This is a genomic window from Zunongwangia sp., assembly GCF_048269745.1.
In the GTDB taxonomy this organism is placed as follows: domain Bacteria; phylum Bacteroidota; class Bacteroidia; order Flavobacteriales; family Flavobacteriaceae; genus Zunongwangia.
This window is the reverse complement of the sequence record NZ_JBLXIB010000018.1, coordinates 1-17995: the sequence shown is the minus strand read 5'-3', so window position 1 is coordinate 17995 and position 17995 is coordinate 1. Positions and strand designations below refer to the sequence as shown.

At 37.7% G+C, this 17995-nt stretch carries 12 protein-coding genes; 4 read left to right on the top strand and 8 right to left on the bottom strand.

Going from position 1 to position 17995, the window contains the following annotated elements:
• Positions 1 to 12: 12 nt before the first annotated feature.
• The 8 genes from ACN0WI_RS15365 to ACN0WI_RS15330 form a co-directional block, all read right to left on the bottom strand.
• The gene (locus ACN0WI_RS15365; RefSeq protein WP_417887933.1) at positions 13 to 3198 is read right to left on the bottom strand and encodes a SusC/RagA family TonB-linked outer membrane protein; all 3186 of its coding nucleotides are present in this window, start codon (positions 3196 to 3198) and stop codon (positions 13 to 15) included.
• Between the two features lie 56 nt (positions 3199 to 3254).
• Positions 3255 to 3380: a hypothetical protein gene (locus tag ACN0WI_RS15360; RefSeq protein WP_417887932.1), complete on the bottom strand. Its 126-nt coding sequence runs from the start codon at positions 3378 to 3380 to the stop codon at positions 3255 to 3257.
• A gap of 484 nt (positions 3381 to 3864) precedes the next feature.
• Positions 3865 to 5349 (bottom strand): glycoside hydrolase family 28 protein, encoded by a 1485-nt coding sequence (locus tag ACN0WI_RS15355; protein WP_417887931.1) that lies wholly within the window; start codon positions 5347 to 5349, stop codon positions 3865 to 3867.
• A gap of 350 nt (positions 5350 to 5699) precedes the next feature.
• Positions 5700 to 7118 carry a purine-cytosine permease family protein gene (locus ACN0WI_RS15350; RefSeq protein WP_150544776.1) on the bottom strand — a complete coding sequence of 473 codons (1419 nt, stop codon included), beginning with the start codon at positions 7116 to 7118 and terminating at the stop codon, positions 5700 to 5702.
• Positions 7119 to 7539: 421 nt separating this feature from the next.
• The gene (locus tag ACN0WI_RS15345; protein ID WP_417887930.1) at positions 7540 to 8691 is read right to left on the bottom strand and encodes an alpha-hydroxy acid oxidase; all 1152 of its coding nucleotides are present in this window, start codon (positions 8689 to 8691) and stop codon (positions 7540 to 7542) included.
• A gap of 457 nt (positions 8692 to 9148) precedes the next feature.
• Positions 9149 to 10534 (bottom strand): FGGY-family carbohydrate kinase, encoded by a 1386-nt coding sequence (locus tag ACN0WI_RS15340; RefSeq protein WP_417887928.1) that lies wholly within the window; start codon positions 10532 to 10534, stop codon positions 9149 to 9151.
• A gap of 304 nt (positions 10535 to 10838) precedes the next feature.
• Positions 10839 to 12119 (bottom strand): TIM barrel protein, encoded by a 1281-nt coding sequence (locus ACN0WI_RS15335; protein WP_417887927.1) that lies wholly within the window; start codon positions 12117 to 12119, stop codon positions 10839 to 10841.
• A 611-nt stretch (positions 12120 to 12730) separates the two neighbouring features.
• Positions 12731 to 14827, bottom strand: a complete 2097-nt coding sequence (locus ACN0WI_RS15330) for a bifunctional aldolase/short-chain dehydrogenase (protein WP_417887926.1) — start codon at positions 14825 to 14827, stop codon at positions 12731 to 12733.
• Between the two features lie 176 nt (positions 14828 to 15003).
• Here ACN0WI_RS15330 and ACN0WI_RS15325 point away from each other — a divergent pair, with 176 nt between their 5' ends.
• The 4 genes from ACN0WI_RS15325 to ACN0WI_RS15310 all read left to right on the top strand — a co-directional run.
• Positions 15004 to 16050 carry a GntR family transcriptional regulator gene (locus ACN0WI_RS15325; protein ID WP_417887925.1) on the top strand — a complete coding sequence of 349 codons (1047 nt, stop codon included), beginning with the start codon at positions 15004 to 15006 and terminating at the stop codon, positions 16048 to 16050.
• 161 nt (positions 16051 to 16211) lie between these two features.
• The gene (gene kduI / locus ACN0WI_RS15320) at positions 16212 to 17045 is read left to right on the top strand and encodes a 5-dehydro-4-deoxy-D-glucuronate isomerase (RefSeq protein WP_417887923.1); all 834 of its coding nucleotides are present in this window, start codon (positions 16212 to 16214) and stop codon (positions 17043 to 17045) included.
• 6 nt (positions 17046 to 17051) lie between these two features.
• The gene (locus ACN0WI_RS15315; protein WP_013072378.1) at positions 17052 to 17813 is read left to right on the top strand and encodes an SDR family oxidoreductase; all 762 of its coding nucleotides are present in this window, start codon (positions 17052 to 17054) and stop codon (positions 17811 to 17813) included.
• A 15-nt stretch (positions 17814 to 17828) separates the two neighbouring features.
• A partial coding sequence (locus ACN0WI_RS15310) for a glucuronate isomerase (RefSeq protein ID WP_417887947.1) occupies positions 17829 to 17995 on the top strand: 167 nt, incomplete at its 3' end.

The following is a 17995-nucleotide window of genomic DNA, read 5'->3' as shown; positions in this document are numbered from 1 at the left end:
GTCAAATTCTTTTTAAAATGATAAGTTTAGTCCAAATACAAAGCTATTTGTTGTTATGCTAGAGGCACTGTTATTTGATCCACCGTTTTGAAAACTTGAATCTGGATCTAGAAAATCAGCTTTGGAATATAACCATGGATTTAAAATTTGTGTATAGATTTTTAAACGCGATATATTAAAGTTTTCAAGTTGTTTTTTAGGAAAATTATAAGCAAGAGAAACATATCTAAGTTTTATAAAAGATCCGTCTTGATAGTTCATTGAACTATAATATAGAGGTTGCCCACCATTGTTATAGTCTGCTTTAGGATAAGCATTTGTAGGATTATCAGGTGTCCAGTAATCAACAGCTCTATGAACATATTGTCCTTGCATGTCTACAGCACCACCTTCAACTATATAATCCCATCTGGAAAAGAAAAAAGCAGCTAAGTCCCAATTTTTATAGGAAAAAGTATTTCTAAGTCCCCCTGTCCAAGCCGGCGTTGGAGAGCCAATTATTTGTCGGTCATTTTCTGCATCAATAATCCCATCATCATTAACATCTTGTACTCTAATATCTCCAGGTTCGAAATCATGTCCATTTGCGTTGTAGCGTGCTATTTCATCTGCATCTTCTTTCTGCCAGATTCCAACTTTTTTGTAATCATAATAAACGGAAAGTGGTTCCCCAATAAACCTTTTATTGTTTATATCGTCTTCTTTTCCGTTTACTAACTCAACTATTTCATTATCATTTCTAGATATAGTTAGATCTGTTGTCCATTGAAAATCTTGAGATTGGATATTAATTGTATTTAATACTAATTCAATACCTGTATTTTTTGTTTTACCAGCATTTACGGTTATACTACCATAACCAGTTACAGAGTTTGGAGACTTACTTAATAGTATATCATTTGTATTTGCAATATAGTAGTCTAATGATCCTGATATTCTGTTATTTAGAAAACCGAAATCTACTCCCAAGTTTAATTGATTTGTTTTTTCCCAACTTAAATTAGCATTAGGAATAGACCCTGTATATCTTCCTTTAGGATCACCTGTAACATAGCCACTTGCTGGAGTTTCCCCAAAAACATATGGTAACCTTACTAATCCTCCAGCTGTACTATAAGGACCTACTGCTGCATTACCAACAGAACCATATCCTAATCTTAATTTAAGTTGATTAAAAGAAGAATTCTCCATGAAATTTTCTTCATCAATTTTCCATCCTACAGCAAGTGAAGGGAAGAAATCCCATTTATTACCAGCACTTAATACTGATGCTCCATCAGCTCTTCCTGTTACAGTGATCAAATATTTATCTAGTAATGAATAGTTTATTCTTGCCATGTAAGAGGTTAGAGTGTTTTTTGAATATCCTGATCCCCAACCATCTAAGGCACCTCGGTTTGTAGAGCCTAAGTTATGCCAAAGTTGACTATCATAAGGAAGGTCAGAAGCAGTCATGTCTGAATTCTCCTGCTTATATCTGGAAGCACTTTGAAGTAGTGTTACGTTTAATGTATGTTTATCTGCAAATGTTTTATCATAGTAAAGTAGGTTTTCTAATGTCCAAGAGATCTGTTCACTTTTTCCCAGTCTAGCATAATTTGTTGAAGAGTTTGATCCACCGCCTCTTAAGCTTGATTCTGCTGCCTGAAATTGACCATTTTTATAGTTCCTGACATCAGGTCCAAAAATAGTTTTAAATCGAATATTATCCGCAATTTTGATTTCTGCAAAAAAACTTCCAAATATACGAGCTGTAGTTCTTTCATTTATAACAAGTCCATTATCTCGTATTGGATTTATAATATTTGGATTACCACCAGGATTAAAAATATAATTTCCATCTTCATCATAAGGTTTAGCAAAGGGTAATTGCCCTAAAGCAGCTTCGTATAGTGTTCTGGATCCCCTTGACCCACCTGCGGAATATCCGTAATTTTGTATACTGTAAACACCATTAATAGTTCCACCAATTTTAAACCATTTAGTTGCTTGCATTTCTAAATTAACTAAACCAGTGTATCTTTTATATTTTTGGCCTTCAACAGTACCTATTTGATCAAGGTAGCCTCCTGAAATATATCCAGTCATTTTTTCGGTACCCATGTTTGCACTCAAATTATATTGTTTTAATATTCCCGATTGTTCTACATAATCTGTCCAGTTTGTAGTTTCAATATTAGAGCTATTGTAAATAGGTATTTCGTTAATACCGTATAGAGCTTGCTCTTCTGGAGTTGTAGCTCTGGTTTCAGCTATAGGTTTACCATTGCTATCATAACCAGTGATGTTGTAAGCACTTAAAATATTATTTAAAGCTGTTTGATCTCCTTTAAAATAATCGAAGTCATCTTTAGCATTTGGATAGGGTGTTGAATATCGTCCAGCCCCCCTTAATGCATCACGACGATATTCAGCATATTGAATTCCATTCCAATAGTCAGCAAGGTTTCTTATTTTTTCGATGCTTATGGAAGTATCAAAATTAATTTGAGCTCTTCCTTCTTTTCCTTTTTTAGTACTAACTAAAACGACACCGTTAGCTCCTCTAGATCCATATATTGCTGTAGCAGAAGCGTCTTTTAAAATTTCTATAGATTCAATATCATTTGGATTAAGCATTTCTAAGCCACCAGATTGTAAAGGGACACCATCTACTACATATAGCGGAGAATTACCTCCAGAAATGGAGCGATTCCCTCGAATCCTTATCGAGCCTATTTCTCCAGGTCTTGCATTGGAAGAAATATCAACCCCGGCTGCTTTTCCTTGAATTCCTTGTAAACTACTTTGTATAGGAAAAGCATTTAATTCTTCAGATGAAACTGAAGCTATTGATCCTGTAATATCAGACTTTTTTTGAGTACCATATCCAACTACTACAACCTCGTCTAAGCTGTTGGTGTCTTCTTCCATTAAAACATTAATTTCTTTTTCAGATCCTAGTGTTTTTTCAATCGTTTTCGTTCCGATAAACGAAAAAACAATGATATCTCCTGTTTCTGCTTGTATCGAATACTTTCCATCGAAATCGGTTTGAGTACCATTGTTTGTTCCTTTTATGAATACGTTAACACCCGGGAGTGGTACATTATTAGCATCAGTAACGATACCTGTGATTTTTTTTTCTTGAGCTATAGTAATTGCGTTAATAAGTAGCATAAAAACTAATAGAAAGAATTTGGTATAATATTTTTTCATTTTAGTGTGGATAGGTTATAAAATTTTTATATTTCAAATATATTTTTTTTAGATACCTAATCTATCCTGTGCATTCCTGTTAAGGCATTTTTTTCAAGTCTTTCTACTTTACTATCAGACAATCCTGGATTTTTATAGGCAGTTTCACCCCAACTGGGATACGTCGTTGCTACATTAGTCAATAAACTGACATTTCTAGGAATATAAAAGGGTAAGCATTATTCTTAGTAATTATGTTTGGTTTTTATATCCACAGATGCATCGATTGTTTTTTCTGGATTTCTTAATTGTATGGCATCCATGGCGGTAATTGGGAAATTCCAACTCCAAGTATCTTCTCATGTCCAGATCTTCCAAATCTTGTTAAACGTATTATTTATAATTTTTTTACAAAAATTGCTATTACCGGAAGCAGTCTGGCTGATTGGTTAAATATTCTGGATTGAAAATTACTACCTATTTCTGGTATATATAAAAAATGTTGGAAATCGACCAAATTTTCAACTTTTTTGAGTTAAATAACTTCTGCTAGGTTGGAAATGAATTTTAATCAGTGTATTGTATTAGTATTAATTTGATTTTTCTAAAAAAGAATCAAAAAATCCACCTTCTAGATACTTGAATTTAATTCTGTAATTTATATTGAATTATTTTTTATGATATAGGCTATTTTGAGTTGTCATACAAAGAATCTAGTAGTTGTACACCCGGCGAATGCTCTATTTTCACCTTAGAATTATCGTCGGTTTGCAGACTTACATTTTCTAAGCTCCAATTTTTACTGTAATTAATTTGCCCCGCGGTAGCTGCTTGAATGTGCACATCTTTTAAATGGAAGTTGGTGATATAAGAATTTTCCAATCCATTCACATTAATCGCTCTTTTAGCGCCACGCACCTCAATATTATTTAGAGAAATATCTTTAAAAGTGGGGATTCCCTTCGACTTGGGTTTTACTTCTTTTAATAGCGTTCGCCAACGTTTAGGTACCGAATCAATATCGTAGCCTTCAGGTAATTTAGAATAGCTATAGCTTGGGTTCCAATTCATCGAAACTTCAATAAAGGTACGAACGCTATCCATTTCAATGTTTTCTAAATACACATCTTCTACGGTTCCGCCTCGGGTAATGGCCGATTTTATATTTAAACCATTTTTAGTCCCTAAACCTTTAATATTAGAAGCATATACATGACGAACATCTCCGGCAGTTTCGCTTCCAATGGTAAAAAGTCCGGAACCTGCCCGGGCAATACAATCCCGAATCACTACATATTCAGTAGATTTATTCACCCGCTGACCATCCCAATCGCGACCGGCTTTTAAACAAAAATTATCGTCGTTACAATCAATATCGCAATTTTGTACTAAAATCCATTTCGAAGAATCGATATCGACGCCATCGGTACTCGGTCCATGTCCGCCAATATTATTTCTAATGGTCACCCCATCTACCGTCACATACTTGGAATACAATACCTGAATGGTCCAAAAACCGGCTTTCTGAATATTTAACTGCTCCAAGAAAACATTTTCCGAATTTGAGATTAAAAAAGTTCGAGGACGTTTTGCATCGTAATCTACAATCCAACGTAAGCCTTTAGGTTCGTATTCTTTACGCAAATTCCAGTAGTAATCCCAGAAGACCTTTCCTTGTCCGTTAACCAAGCCCTCCCCATCTATCTTTACATTTTTTTGGTTTCGCACATTAATTAAGGCGGCCGGCCATTTCATCTCTATTCCGGCCACACGAGTATCAATTTCAGGATAATCATCTATGTTTTCGCTCCCGCGAATCTCTACACCTTTAGGGATTTCTAAATGCACGCCTTCTTTCACAAAAATGGAACCCGATAAATAAATTCCCGGTTGAAAACTTACTCTCCCTCCTCCCTTTTTGGCACAATCATCAATCGCTTTTTGTATGGCTTCGGTATTTAAGGCGGTAGAATCGTTCTTTACGCCGTAATCGTTTACCCAGTAGGTTTGCTCTTTTAGGGGAAAAGCTTTCGCTCCTACCTTAGCAATCCAATCCGGTGGAAGGTTTTTTGAGGTGGAAGTAGCAGTATTCAGAGGGTTTTCCTTGCTTTTTTCTTTACAGGAAATAAGTAGTATACAAAGGATGAACATCCCTAAAAGTCTATTTTTCATCAAGTCTATGGGTTTTACGCTAAGATCTTTGAATTTACCAAAATTCCTATCCTGCTCCTACCTGAATAAAAAAACCATCACCCTAATGGAGTGATGGCAAGCACAAACACAAAAACTGCTATTTACTTGACAGTTTTACTTTATGAAAATCTAAGTTTACTACTCAAATTTAAGAGGAAATCAGATAGCGGGTATCCTGTACGTTCCTGTTCTATAACTATTATTTTTTTGGCGTTTCCCTTTCCTAAGGTCAAGGGGCGGGCTATCACTACTCGCTTTTTAAAATTACTGTAGGAACAGAAATTTTAAAAGAGCTCAAACAAAGCGTTCTATCCCTAACGCAGGTTAATTTAAGTAATCTTTTTCTTCTGCACTACCCGACTAAAAACCAAATATAAAAATCCACAGCAAAGCCAAGCGGGAAGGGTAAGGAAGGATAAAAATACATCAAACTGAACCGAAATAAAGTAGAAGATGCCAAAGCTAATCACCCAAGCCCAAAAGACCGCCTGATTAAATTTGGTTCCCGATTTTTCGGCATAGAAGGATTGGATACCGAATTTCTTGCCGAAGAAGTATTCAAAGACAATAATGGCTCCGATGGGTGCTAGAATGAATCCGTAGAGGGCAACAAAACCTAATAATTTCATCGCAAAGGCAGGAAATAATCCGGCGATGGTGGCTACTGTTCCGGCGATAATAGTGACCCAAGCGGTAGAAACTTTTGGAATAATCGCCTGAAAAGCCAATCCGGCTCGGTAAATCGTGGGGTTGGCCGTGGTCCATCCCGCTAAAACTACTGCGATAATTCCGAAGACGCCAATTGCATTATAGGCTAAAGGTCCTGGAGCTACCGAAGGTGCTTCGCCACCCGCTAAAATTGACTGGGCTTCCGGTGATTTTAAATACACAGCATATAATAAAGCGGCGGAAATCCACGCAATGTAGTGACCAATATAAATTCCTGCAGCGGTGGTCCAGCCTGCTCGTGCTTTTTTAGCAAATCGAAACACCGAAAGATCTGACATCCCGATATGCATTGCGGCATTGGCAAACCAAGACCAAAGGAAAACGTGCCAGAAGGTATATTTTATTTGTCCGGGAAAAGGTTCACTTCCTTCTCCCCAGATATTCCAAAAATCAGAAAAACTATGAACGTCTAAATTGACTATAGAAACCACTCCGCAAAGCACAAAAGCCAGAACAATAATCGGACTCATCCAATTGGCGGCTTTTGCCACCGTGCTATACCCTTTTGCAGCGATGATAGAAATTACCGCACCAATTGCCAATACAATAATCACCCAAGTAGCACTATTGGGCATGGTATCGGTTAACTTTGGCATTTCCATATTAAAAGGAACGCCAACAGCTGTAGCAGAAACGGTAATCATTGCTCCGGCCAGAAAACAAAATAATATTCCATTTGCCAGATTATAACCCGTCACCAATTGCTTTCCGCAGATTTTTTCGAGATGGTAATACAGTGTATATCTAAATTTTGTTCCGATTTCTGCGGTTAAAAAACGCCAGCTTAACACGGCCATTAAATTCCCTAAAAGCAGGCCAATAATTAAATCAAAAGCACTCACACCAGTAGTAAGGAATAAGGGACCTATCACAAATTCAGTTCCTGCGGCGTGTTCCCCGGCATACATTCCTAAGAAGCTTTTCCAACTTTTTAACTTGGATTCCGGTACACGTGCGCGTTCAAATTCTCCAGAAACTTCCGCTTCAATAACTTCTTGCTCTATTTGTGCCTGACTCATTGGTTTTTCATTTAAGCTTTTTGGTACTAATAATAATCTTTTTCTATTTATTTACCCTAAGACTTCAATTGTTTTTGTTGAAGTTGTGAGTTTTTCATTCTGTTGTAATTCCGAATCTATTTTAGGATGAAGTTTATTTTTTTATTGCCTACGGTCTCCCAAATCTTATTTCTCGTCTATTCTCTATGTTCTCAATTCTAACTTCCCTACTTTTTGATTCCACTCTGGCTTCGATACAATTGCTCCTATGTCGCAATCACTCAGCCACCGTTAAGGAGCTCATCACGTACTCAACTGGATGAGATCCTGAAATCGAAGATTCAACGGAGTTAAACGAGTTCAGGATGAGGTTTATCTTGGTTCTTGATTCCTGATTCTATGTTCTAAAACCTAGCGTCTATTTTCTAATACCTAACTACTGCTACTCCTTCACTAGATACTTCGGTAAATCGGTTACTTTCTCACAGCAAACCTGTTCTAAGACTTGTTGTAATTGCATTTTTAGCATCGCAATGGTATGATCGCCGCCTTCTTCACCTAAAGCGCCTACGCCATACATAAACGATCGGCCCAAGAAACTGAAATCGGCACCACTGCTCATTACCCTAGCGATATCAGGACCGGAACGTATGCCACTGTCCATCATTACCGTGATGCGATCTTTATATTTTTCAGCAATATGCGAAAGTGGTTTGATGGTCGATTCCCCGGCGTCTAATTGTCGGCCACCGTGATTGGAGACGATAATTCCGTCGAAACCTAAACGAATGGCTTCTTCTGCATCTTCATCAGAAACTACGCCTTTTAAGACCAGTTTTCCTTTCCATAAATCACGCAATGGTTTGATTTTTTCTTCATTTAACCGACCGGAAAAAGTGGCATTCATCCATGCGCCCAGCTGTTTAATGCTCATCCCCTTATCCATATATTTTTTCATCGTGGCAAAATTGGGTGCACCGTGCTTTAAGGTTTGCATTGCCCAAGCTGGTTTTCCCATCACTTGTAATACATTCCTAAAATTCATTTGTGGCGGCATCGCGAGTCCGTTTCTAATTTCTTTAGGACGATACCCAAAGGTGGGTACATCACACAAAATCACCAACACCGGTACTTCAGCGGCTTCTGCTCGTTTTAAAATATCATCGCGCAACCAATCTTCCGTGGGATGATAAAGCTGAAACCAAGCGCGACCTTCGGTGAGTTCACTGGCACGCTCAATACTGGTGGTAGTTACCGTACTTAAGATAAACGGAATGTTATGTTTTAAAGAGGCTTTGGCTAAAATTTCTGGAGCGTTGGGCCACATCAAACCTTGCAATCCGATGGGGGAAATGCCAAAAGGCGCATCATATTTTAATCCGAATAATTCGGTTTCTAATCTTGAATTACTGTAATTTTTCAGGTATCGGGGTTTTAGCTGAATTTCCCTGATTTCATTAGTATTTCTTTTTATGTTGATGTTTTCGTTACAGCCTCCGTCTAAGTATTCAAACGCAAAACGCGGCATACGCTTTCGGGCACGCTCCCGAAGCGATTCTATAGATGGATATTCGGTGTTAAATGGAAAGGCCATTGTTTTGTTTTAATTGACTGTTTACGGTTAACAGCTCGGTTTTATAGTTATAGCTTTATATTCTAGTTTCTACCTTCTTGTCAGGTCTCAATACAAATTTCAATGATCATTGAAATTTGTATTGAGACCTCGTTTCTCATTACTTCTCGATACTATTTTATTTCCGCTATCGCTGCAATAAAATCACTCGAAGCGACACTTCTTGTTTCTTGTTCTTTCTCTATTTTCTAACTTCCCTACTTTTTTTCATTCCACGCTGACTTCGATACCATTGCTCCTGCGTCGCAATCACTCCGTCGCCGTTAAGCATCTCATCATGTTCTCAGCAGGATGAGATGCTGGATCAAGCCAACCTGCCGGACGGGCAGGTATGGGATGACGTTCGTCTTGTTTCTTGTTTCCTGATTCCTATTTAGTCTATTTTTATATATTCTAATTTCTATTTTCTAAGCTCTCACTACTTTGTCAGCAAGAGCGGAACTAACTTCTTCATTCGGTAGTTTTCTTTTAAAAATTTAGAATCTACCTTTTTATTGGAAATCACCATCGCAGCTCCTAAGGCAGAACCTAAAGGAGAATGTGTCGATAATACTTTAAATTCACTAAAATGATGAGCCATTAATTTCATAAATACATCATTATCGGTAAATCCACCATCGATGTATATTTTGTTGATGGGGGAGTTTCCAATCGCATTTCGAATGGTATGGATTTGTAATTCCATCAACTCGATCATCAATTGATGATAGGCTTCTTCAAACGTGGCAAAAGGTTTCAAATCGGTTTGATGCAATTCTTTACGCTTCAGTGAAATTCCTTCAAATTTGAAATAAATGGAAGGTTTTTCAATCAGGCGTAAATACAAATCCTGATCAAACTGAACTTCGCGATGATAGCCATATTCTTTACCATAGTATTCGCCTAATTTTTCGACCTGAATCCGGTATTCATTCCCCATAAAAAAGCGAGACGCTTTTACCCGTTTTCCATCTACACGCAAGTAATTCAAGCAATTATTCTTGATTTCTTCTTCGCCTAGACTTTCTTCATTAAAAGGATTAAGCGAAATACTCCAAGTTCCTGTTGAAAGCAGTAAAAAGGGCTTCTTTTTACTCAAAATGTAGGGTAATAATGCCGAAGAACTATCGTGAATGCCCACCCCAATTTTTATCTTTTCGCCTTTATAAGAAGTATTAATGCTGCTAGCCGTAGGCACAATGGGAGCCAATAACTGATCAAAACCTTCCTCATACACCCAATTATGGTAATCTTCCTTCTCATAATCCCACAAATTGGTATGACAGCCAATCGATGTGTATTCACTCACTGGAATTCCGGTAAACAAAAACGACAAATATTGTGGCAAATGCAGTGTGTACCTGATTTTCTTAAAAACCTCTGGGTATTTTTTCTTCAACCAAAATAATTGCAAGCCAGAATTCAACATTCCCGATTGTGGCGAAGCCGTTTCTACAGCAATCTTTAATTCATCGCCATAGTTTGCGTAAAACTCATCGGTAATTTCCGGCTCAATCGATTTCGTGTAGTTGTATAAAGGTGTAAGCACATTGCCGTGGTGATCTAAATGCACCAAACTGGCCCCATACGTTGAAAAGTTAATCGACTTCACTTCGTACTGCTCATTTTCCAAAACCGAATGAAAGGTATCTTTGATCCATTGCTGTAAGAGCGTAATATCTTCGGTGGGATAACCGTCTTCATCTACCGTAAGGGGTAAACGTGTGTAATCCCGAAATACCTCTTGGTAATGCTTATCGAACAGGAAAAATTTTTTGTTGGTTTTCCCAATATCAAAAACGGCAGTTACTTTCTTTTTACTCATCTCGACAATCGAGAGTTTACGGTTTCGTATTATTTTAATAGTAAACTATTCGAAACCAAATTATTATCATTTAACCCTGTGGACTTTCCCAGGGAATCGTTTTATTTTTTTGCGCGACCTTTTTAGAAGTTAGACTTTTTCTTTTGTCATTCCGTGCTTGACACGGAATCCCATAACCTTCTCAGCTGGATGAGACCCTGAAACAAGCCCGCCTGCCGGACGGGCAGGTCCGGGATGACGATTGTCTTGTTTCCTGATTCTAGAGTCTATTCTCTATATTCTAGTTTCTAAAATCTAACTTCTACTATAGTCCGGTTGCTACGGTTTTTAATCCACGAGCTTCGATAAGGGTTTTACGTACATCAAAAGCACGATAGGCTTCCATGGGATTTACCGCGGCACCACTTTTAGCCCTAGCTGCTTTTACCAACGAACGCACATCGGTTCGGTAGGCATCTTGTAAAATCTCCTGACATTTGGTAACATCGTTATTGAGTTGCGCTTCTTTTAATGCTTTTTGATCGACTAACAAGGCCTGAGCGTAAGCGATTAAAATCGCTTCTAAGGATTGTAATAAATCTTCCAGCGGATCTTTAATGTTATGACTTGCATCAATCATCCAAGTGGGATATGGGTTTTGGGGATTGTTCTCCATTCCGTAAACCAATTCATTAAAAATTAGGAATAGCGCATAAGGTTTTATGGAACCTACAGTTAAATCGTCATCGCCGTATTTGCTATCGTTAAAATGGAATCCACCTAATTTGCCTTTGTACATTAAAGTAGCTACGATTTGCTCGATATTGGTATTGGGTAAATGGTGCCCTAAATCGACCAACGTAAACGCACGATCGCCACAAGCATTGGCCAACATCAAGGAGGTTCCCCAATCTTGAATGGTGGTGCTATAAAAATTAGGTTCGTAAGGTTTATATTCAATAAAAAGCTTCCAGTCTTCGGGCATAGAGCCGTAGATTTCTTTTAAGCTTTTTTCGGTGTTTTGTAAGGCGTTTTGAAAGTTCAACTGTCCCGGGAAACTAGCTCCGTCGGCTAACCAAACGGTCAGGCTTTTAGATCCTAATTGTTCTCCGATTCGAATTACTTCTTTGTTATGCGCTACCGCATATTCGCGGGAAGCTTCATTCATGCTGTTGAGCGAACCGAACTTATAGCTTTCTTTGGCATCCGGTTGATCTTGAAAGGTATTGGAATTCATCGCATCAAAAACGATATGATGACTTTTAGCAATATCTTTAATCGCATTGACATCTTCTGGGATATCCCACGGAATATGTAAGGAAACGGCTCCCGCTGTTTTGGTAAGCGCATGTAAAATTCCGATATCTTCTAATTTCTGCTCTAATGAAGCGGGTTCGCCTCCGTAAGAAAACCGACCAAAACGCGTACCGCCGGCACCTAAAGCCCAACTGGGAATCGCTACCTGAAAATCGGCTAATTTTTGTATAATGTTAGCTACCGAAATTCCTTTTTTAGTAAACTTATTTTTTAGGTAATCGATTTCATTTTCGAATGAATCGTTTTGCTTTTTATTGAATTCTGATAGTTGATCAGTATTTATTTTCATCTTTTTAAAGATTTATTTTTTGTTTAGCGTATAGACCCGCTTTGGCTTCGATACAATTGCTCCTACGTCGCAATCACTCAGCCGCCGTTAAGGATTTCATCACCTTCTCAATTCTAACTTTATGTTCCTTACTTTTTTTCATTGCCAAAAAAAGTAGCAAAAAAGTCTAGTCTTATTTTTATTTCCTTGAATTGTTAGAAAAATGGCTTATCCTGCGCAAGGGAAACCGTTCCACTAGTCCCTTGCTCCGCAGACAACGCTGCGCCATTTTCCTACAATTACTACGGAATTAAAAAATAGGACAGTATTCTTCAATTAAATTTATATCTTTTCTCTTTTCATTCTGAACCTGCCTCGCTGGCAGGCAGGCTTGTTTCAGAATCTCATTCAGTTAATATCGTCCTGGTTCTTGATTCTAGGATCAAAACTCTAAAATATATCGCCTCTATTCTAGTTTCTAACTTCTATTTTATTCAGCGACACTCTGGCTTCGATACGATTGCTCCTACGTCGCAATCACTCAGCCGCCGCTTTGACGCTTGTCTTGTTTCTTGGTTCTTGCTTCTAGAGTCCTCACGTCTCACCTCTAATCTCTCATCACCATTAAAACTCTATCTCACAAAAGCATTGGCCATACCACCATCTACATTAATGGTATTTCCGGTACTTTTTTCGAGGATTCCTACACAAGCAAATACACCGTTGGCAATGTCTTCCGGTAGGATAATTTCATTTAATAGGTTTCTTTTGGCATAATGTGCGGGCAGGTCTTCGACTTTAATTCCGTGTGCTTTGGCACGGCCTTCCGCCCAATCACCTTCCCAGATTTTACTCCCCACAATAACTCCGTCAGGATTTACGGTATTCACGCGAATATGATCACCGCCTAATTCTGCAGCTAATAAACGCGTCATATGTTGTTGCGCAGCTTTTGCCGTTCCATAGCCTACATTGTTCGGTCCGGAAACGAGTCCGTTTTTACTGGCAATATTTACAATATCACCGCCCAACCCTTGCTTGCGCATAATTTCAACGCCTTTTTGTGCCATTAAGAATTGGCCTTTCACCAATACATTTTGTAATAACTCCCAATCTTTCAAAGTCGTATCGGGTAAGGATTTAGAAATTGCTAATCCTGCTGAATGGACTACGATATCAACCCCTCCAAAAGCTAAATTTGCTTCTTTGTAAGCTTTTTCGATGGACTCTTCTTTGGTGACATCGCAAAGCGCAATGGCTGCTTCGTCACGTTTGTAAGTCGCTAAAGCTTCTTCTAAATTCTCCTGACTAATATCGGTAAGCACGACATTAGCACCTTCGGCAACTAATTTATCGGCAATGGCTTTTCCTATTCCGCCGGCAGCACCGGTAACGATGGCTACTTTACGGGAAAGTGGTTTTTCCGCAGGCATTCGTTGTAATTTCGCTTCTTCTAACAACCAATATTCGATGTCAAAGGCTTCTTGTCTGGGTAAGGAGGTATATTCACTAATTGCTTCTGCTCCTCGCATTACGTTGATCGCATTTACGTAGAATTCACTTGCCACACGCGTGGTTTGCTTGTTTTTGGCAAAGCTAAACATTCCCACTCCCGGATAAATAATAATCACCGGATTAGGATCACGCATAGCGGGACTATTGGCGTGTTTATGATTTTCGTAATATTGACGGTATTCTTCGCGGTATTGTTCAAAGGAAGGCTCTAATTTTTTTAGCGTCGCTTCGGTATCGGTCACCTCATCTGACGGGTCTAAGGTCAAGATGAGCGGCTGAATTTTCGTCCGCAGAAAATGATCGGGACATGAAGTTCCCATAGGTGCCAAACGTTCCAGATCATTACTGTTGATGTATTGCAAAACGGTATCACTATCGGTAAAATGACCGATCATTTGATTTTCGGAAGAAGCCAATCCGCGTAATAGTGGCATCAGCTCAGCAGCTTTTTCTTTACGTTCTTCCGCAGGCAAAGCTTCGATTTTTTGTCCGCCAAAAACTTCTCGATTTTCTTTAATTTTCTTTTCTATATATTCGGAAGCCATTTCAATTACTTCCAAGCTATTGACGTAGCACTCGTAAGAGGTATTGCCCCAGGTAAATAAACCGTGGCTGCCTAACACAATTCCACGAATACCGGGATTTTCGTTCAAACATTTTTCGAGTTGAAGTCCTAAATCGAAACCGGGACGTTGCCAAGGCACCCACCCCATTGTATCTCCCCAAATCTCTTTGGTGACTTGCTCGCTATCTTTTGCTGCCGCCACGGCGATCAGCGCATCAGGATGCAAGTGATCGATATGTTTAAACGGCAATAACCCGTGTAGCGGCGTATCGATGGAAGGTGCTTTACTGTCTAAATCGTAAATACAATGATTAAAAAGTCCTACCATTCGGTCTTCATCTTCTAGTCCACCGTACACGTTTTTAAGATTTCTTAAGCGCTCTGTATATAAACCGGCAATTCCTTTTCGGGTAAGTGTGCCAATATCCCCACCAGAACCTTTTACCCACATCACTTCTACTTCTTCATTGGTAAGCGGATCTTTTTCGATGGTTTTACAACTGGTATTTCCGCCTCCATAATTGGTGATTCTTAGATCGGCACCTAATATATTGGATCGGTATAAAAACAAAGCTACCTGATCGTCACCCAATTCGGCAGCTTTAGCTTCATCCCAGAGATAGTCTACGTACTGAAAAGTTTTTTTCATTTTAATTTTATTGTTTCAATTTAAGCTTCTCAAATGTAATTTTTACAATTATTTAGACCATCCTGTTCTATACTGCTTAAAATTTATATATTATATTTAAATCTTCAAAAAAATAATTTTTTTAATTGAAAATAGTAACTAAAAACCGATAATCTGATTATAAATTCTTAACCACAATGACGCAAACGTTTGATATAGAAATTGATTCTAATTCGCGGGTTCCTAAATATAAACAAATAGTAGATTCTATTGTTAATGATATTTCACATGGTAATTTGCAAATAGGTGAAAAAATTCCTTCGATAAATGAGCTTAGTGAACATTTGTTACTTTCCCGAGATACTGTAGAAAAAGCATATAAGCATCTTAAAGAGAAAAAAATAATTGTATCTGTAAAAGGAAAAGGATATTATACCAATAAAACTGATTTGATATCGAAAACTAATGTCTTTTTTTTGATAAATAAAACAAGTACTTATAAAATGATGATTTATAATTCATTTGTAAATACATTAGGAATTAATGCTCATGTAAATTTATTTATCTATCACTGCGATCAAGATTTATTCAAAAAATACTTAGAGCGAAATTTAGGTTATTATGATTATTATGTATTAATGCCTCATTTTAGAGATGAAAATTCTAATCATGTTAGTTGTACTCCTTCTGTTTTAGAAACTATCGAGAAAATTCCAAAAAATAAATTAATTATACTTGATAATACAAAACCAGAAATTAAAGGTAATTATGGTTCTATTTATCAAGATTTTCAGAATGATATCTATAATGCATTACAAGAAGGTTTAGAGAAAATTAGAAAGTATGATAAGATTATTCTTGTATATCCTAGAAAATCGGTAAATCCATACCCAAGACGCATCATTCATGGATTTAAAACGTTCTGCATTCAGCATCGATTTGATTTTGAAATATTAGATGAGATTTACGATGATATGGAATTGCAAGAACAGGATTTATATGTTACTATACAAGAGCGTGATTTGGTGAATCTTGTTAGACAGATTAGAAATAAAAATTTAAGATTAGGTGAAGATATAGGCATTATCTCTTATAATGATACGCCACTAAAAGATTTATTAGGGATTACAGTTATAAGTACAGATTTTAAGGTAATGGGAGAGTCTGCAGCTTATATGTTGTTGAAGAATAAAAAGGAAAAAGTTAAAAATGTTTTTAAATATATTGAGCGTAATTCTGCATAACTTAAAAAAATAAAAAATTTTTCTTTTAAAATTTGAGTAATCGATTGCATAAAATTAACTTAGTGGAGAATAATTCAGGGTAGTGCAGGATGCAATCCTATAAGATTAGTGAGAAATTGCTAGTTCTGTAAATAAAAGACAAATCAATAAAAAACAAAGCTATGACTAAATCAGAATTTAGATATGCGCATCATCCCGAAGATGTGAAAAAATATACAACAGAAGAACTTCGAGAGCATTTCCTAATTCCGGAGTTGTTTGTGAAAAATCAGATTAGCTTAACCTATACAATGTACGATCGTTACATTGCTGGTGGTGCTTTTCCGGTAGATCAAGCTTTAAAATTAGAAACTATCGACGAGTTAAAATCCGAAAACTTTTTAGACCGTCGCGAACTAGGAGTAATTAATGTAGGCGGTAAAGGAAAAGTAACCGTAGATGGGGAAGTTTACGAAATTGGTCATCGGGAAGCCATTTATATAGGTCGCGGCACCAAAGAAGTGATTTTTGAAGCCACCGAGGAGCAGCCTTATTTTTATATCAACTCAGCTCTGGCACATACATCTTATCCAACCAAAAAGGTAACGAAAGCGGAAGCTGAGGTGGTAGAATTAGGAGATACCAAAACCTCCAATAAACGTGTGATCAATAAATTATTGGTGAATAGCGTGATTGATACCTGTCAATTACAAATGGGAATGACCGAACTTCAAGAAGGTTGTGTTTGGAACACAATGCCACCACATACGCACGAGCGTAGAATGGAAGTTTACTTTTATTTCGACTTAGAAGAAGGGCAAACCATTAGTCATTTTATGGGGCAACCGCAGGAAACGCGTCATATTTTTATGAAAAACCATCAGGCGGTTATTTCACCCGAATGGTCGATTCACGCCGGTGCCGGAACTTCCAACTATACTTTTATTTGGGGAATGGCAGGAGAAAATTTAGACTATGGTGATATGGATGGAGTAACTCCAGACGAATTAAAATAAGAACAAATGAGTTTATTTAGTTTAGAAGGAAAAACAGCATTAGTTACCGGGTGTAAACGCGGAATAGGTTTTGCGATGGCTGAAGCTTTAGCCGAAGCCGGCGCTAATATTTTAGGCGTTTCAGCTTCCTTAGAATTAGAAGGTTCTAAAATCGAGAAGCGCGTTAAAGAAATAGGGAAGGAGTTTAAAGCCTACCAATGTGATTTTTCAGACCGTAAAGCATTGTATGCCTTTATCGAAAAAGTAAAAGCTGAAAATCCACAAATAGATATATTAGTCAATAATGCCGGAACCATTTTAAGAGCCCCGGCAGCCGAACATTCCGATGAATATTGGGATAAAGTAATTGAAGTCAACCAAAACGCACAGTTCATTTTAACCCGGGAAATCGGAAAAGAAATGTTGAAACGCGGACACGGAAAAGTAATTTTTACCGCTTCCTTACTAACCTTTCAGGGCGGGATTACCGTTCCTGGTTATGCCGCTTCCAAAGGCGCTATTGGCCAGTTAACGATGGCATTTTCAAATGAGTGGGCATCTAAAGGTGTTCAGGTGAATTCCATCGCGCCCGGTTATATTGCTACCGATAACACACAAGCTTTACGCGATAATGAAGAGCGTAGCGAAGCGATTTTAGCAAGAATCCCTGCAGGTCGTTGGGGAAAACCAGAAGACTTTAAAGGACCAATAACCTTTCTCGCTTCCAAAGCCAGTGATTATATGACCGGAAGCATCCTTACCGTCGATGGCGGTTGGATGGGACGTTAAACAGAAACAAAACAAATGAGTACAAAGACATTTATAACAGATAATTTTTTGTTGGAAAATAAATATGCTGAAGAATTATACCATCAGTATGCCAAAAACCAACCGATTATCGATTATCATAACCACCTACCTCCCGCGCAAATTGAGGCCGATACACAATTCGAAAATATTTCTCGTGTTTG

Coding starts and splice junctions, on each gene's coding strand:
- kduI (WP_417887923.1), top strand. CDS start 16,212: ATGACTAAATCAGAATTTAGATATGCGCATCATCCCGAAGATGTGAAA.
- ACN0WI_RS15350 (WP_150544776.1), bottom strand. CDS start 7,118: ATGAGTCAGGCACAAATAGAGCAAGAAGTTATTGAAGCGGAAGTTTCT.
- ACN0WI_RS15315 (WP_013072378.1), top strand. CDS start 17,052: ATGAGTTTATTTAGTTTAGAAGGAAAAACAGCATTAGTTACCGGGTGT.
- ACN0WI_RS15365 (WP_417887933.1), bottom strand. CDS start 3,198: ATGAAAAAATATTATACCAAATTCTTTCTATTAGTTTTTATGCTACTT.
- ACN0WI_RS15325 (WP_417887925.1), top strand. CDS start 15,004: ATGACGCAAACGTTTGATATAGAAATTGATTCTAATTCGCGGGTTCCT.
- ACN0WI_RS15330 (WP_417887926.1), bottom strand. CDS start 14,827: ATGAAAAAAACTTTTCAGTACGTAGACTATCTCTGGGATGAAGCTAAA.
- ACN0WI_RS15335 (WP_417887927.1), bottom strand. CDS start 12,119: ATGAAAATAAATACTGATCAACTATCAGAATTCAATAAAAAGCAAAAC.
- ACN0WI_RS15340 (WP_417887928.1), bottom strand. CDS start 10,534: ATGAGTAAAAAGAAAGTAACTGCCGTTTTTGATATTGGGAAAACCAAC.
- ACN0WI_RS15345 (WP_417887930.1), bottom strand. CDS start 8,691: ATGGCCTTTCCATTTAACACCGAATATCCATCTATAGAATCGCTTCGG.
- ACN0WI_RS15355 (WP_417887931.1), bottom strand. CDS start 5,349: ATGAAAAATAGACTTTTAGGGATGTTCATCCTTTGTATACTACTTATT.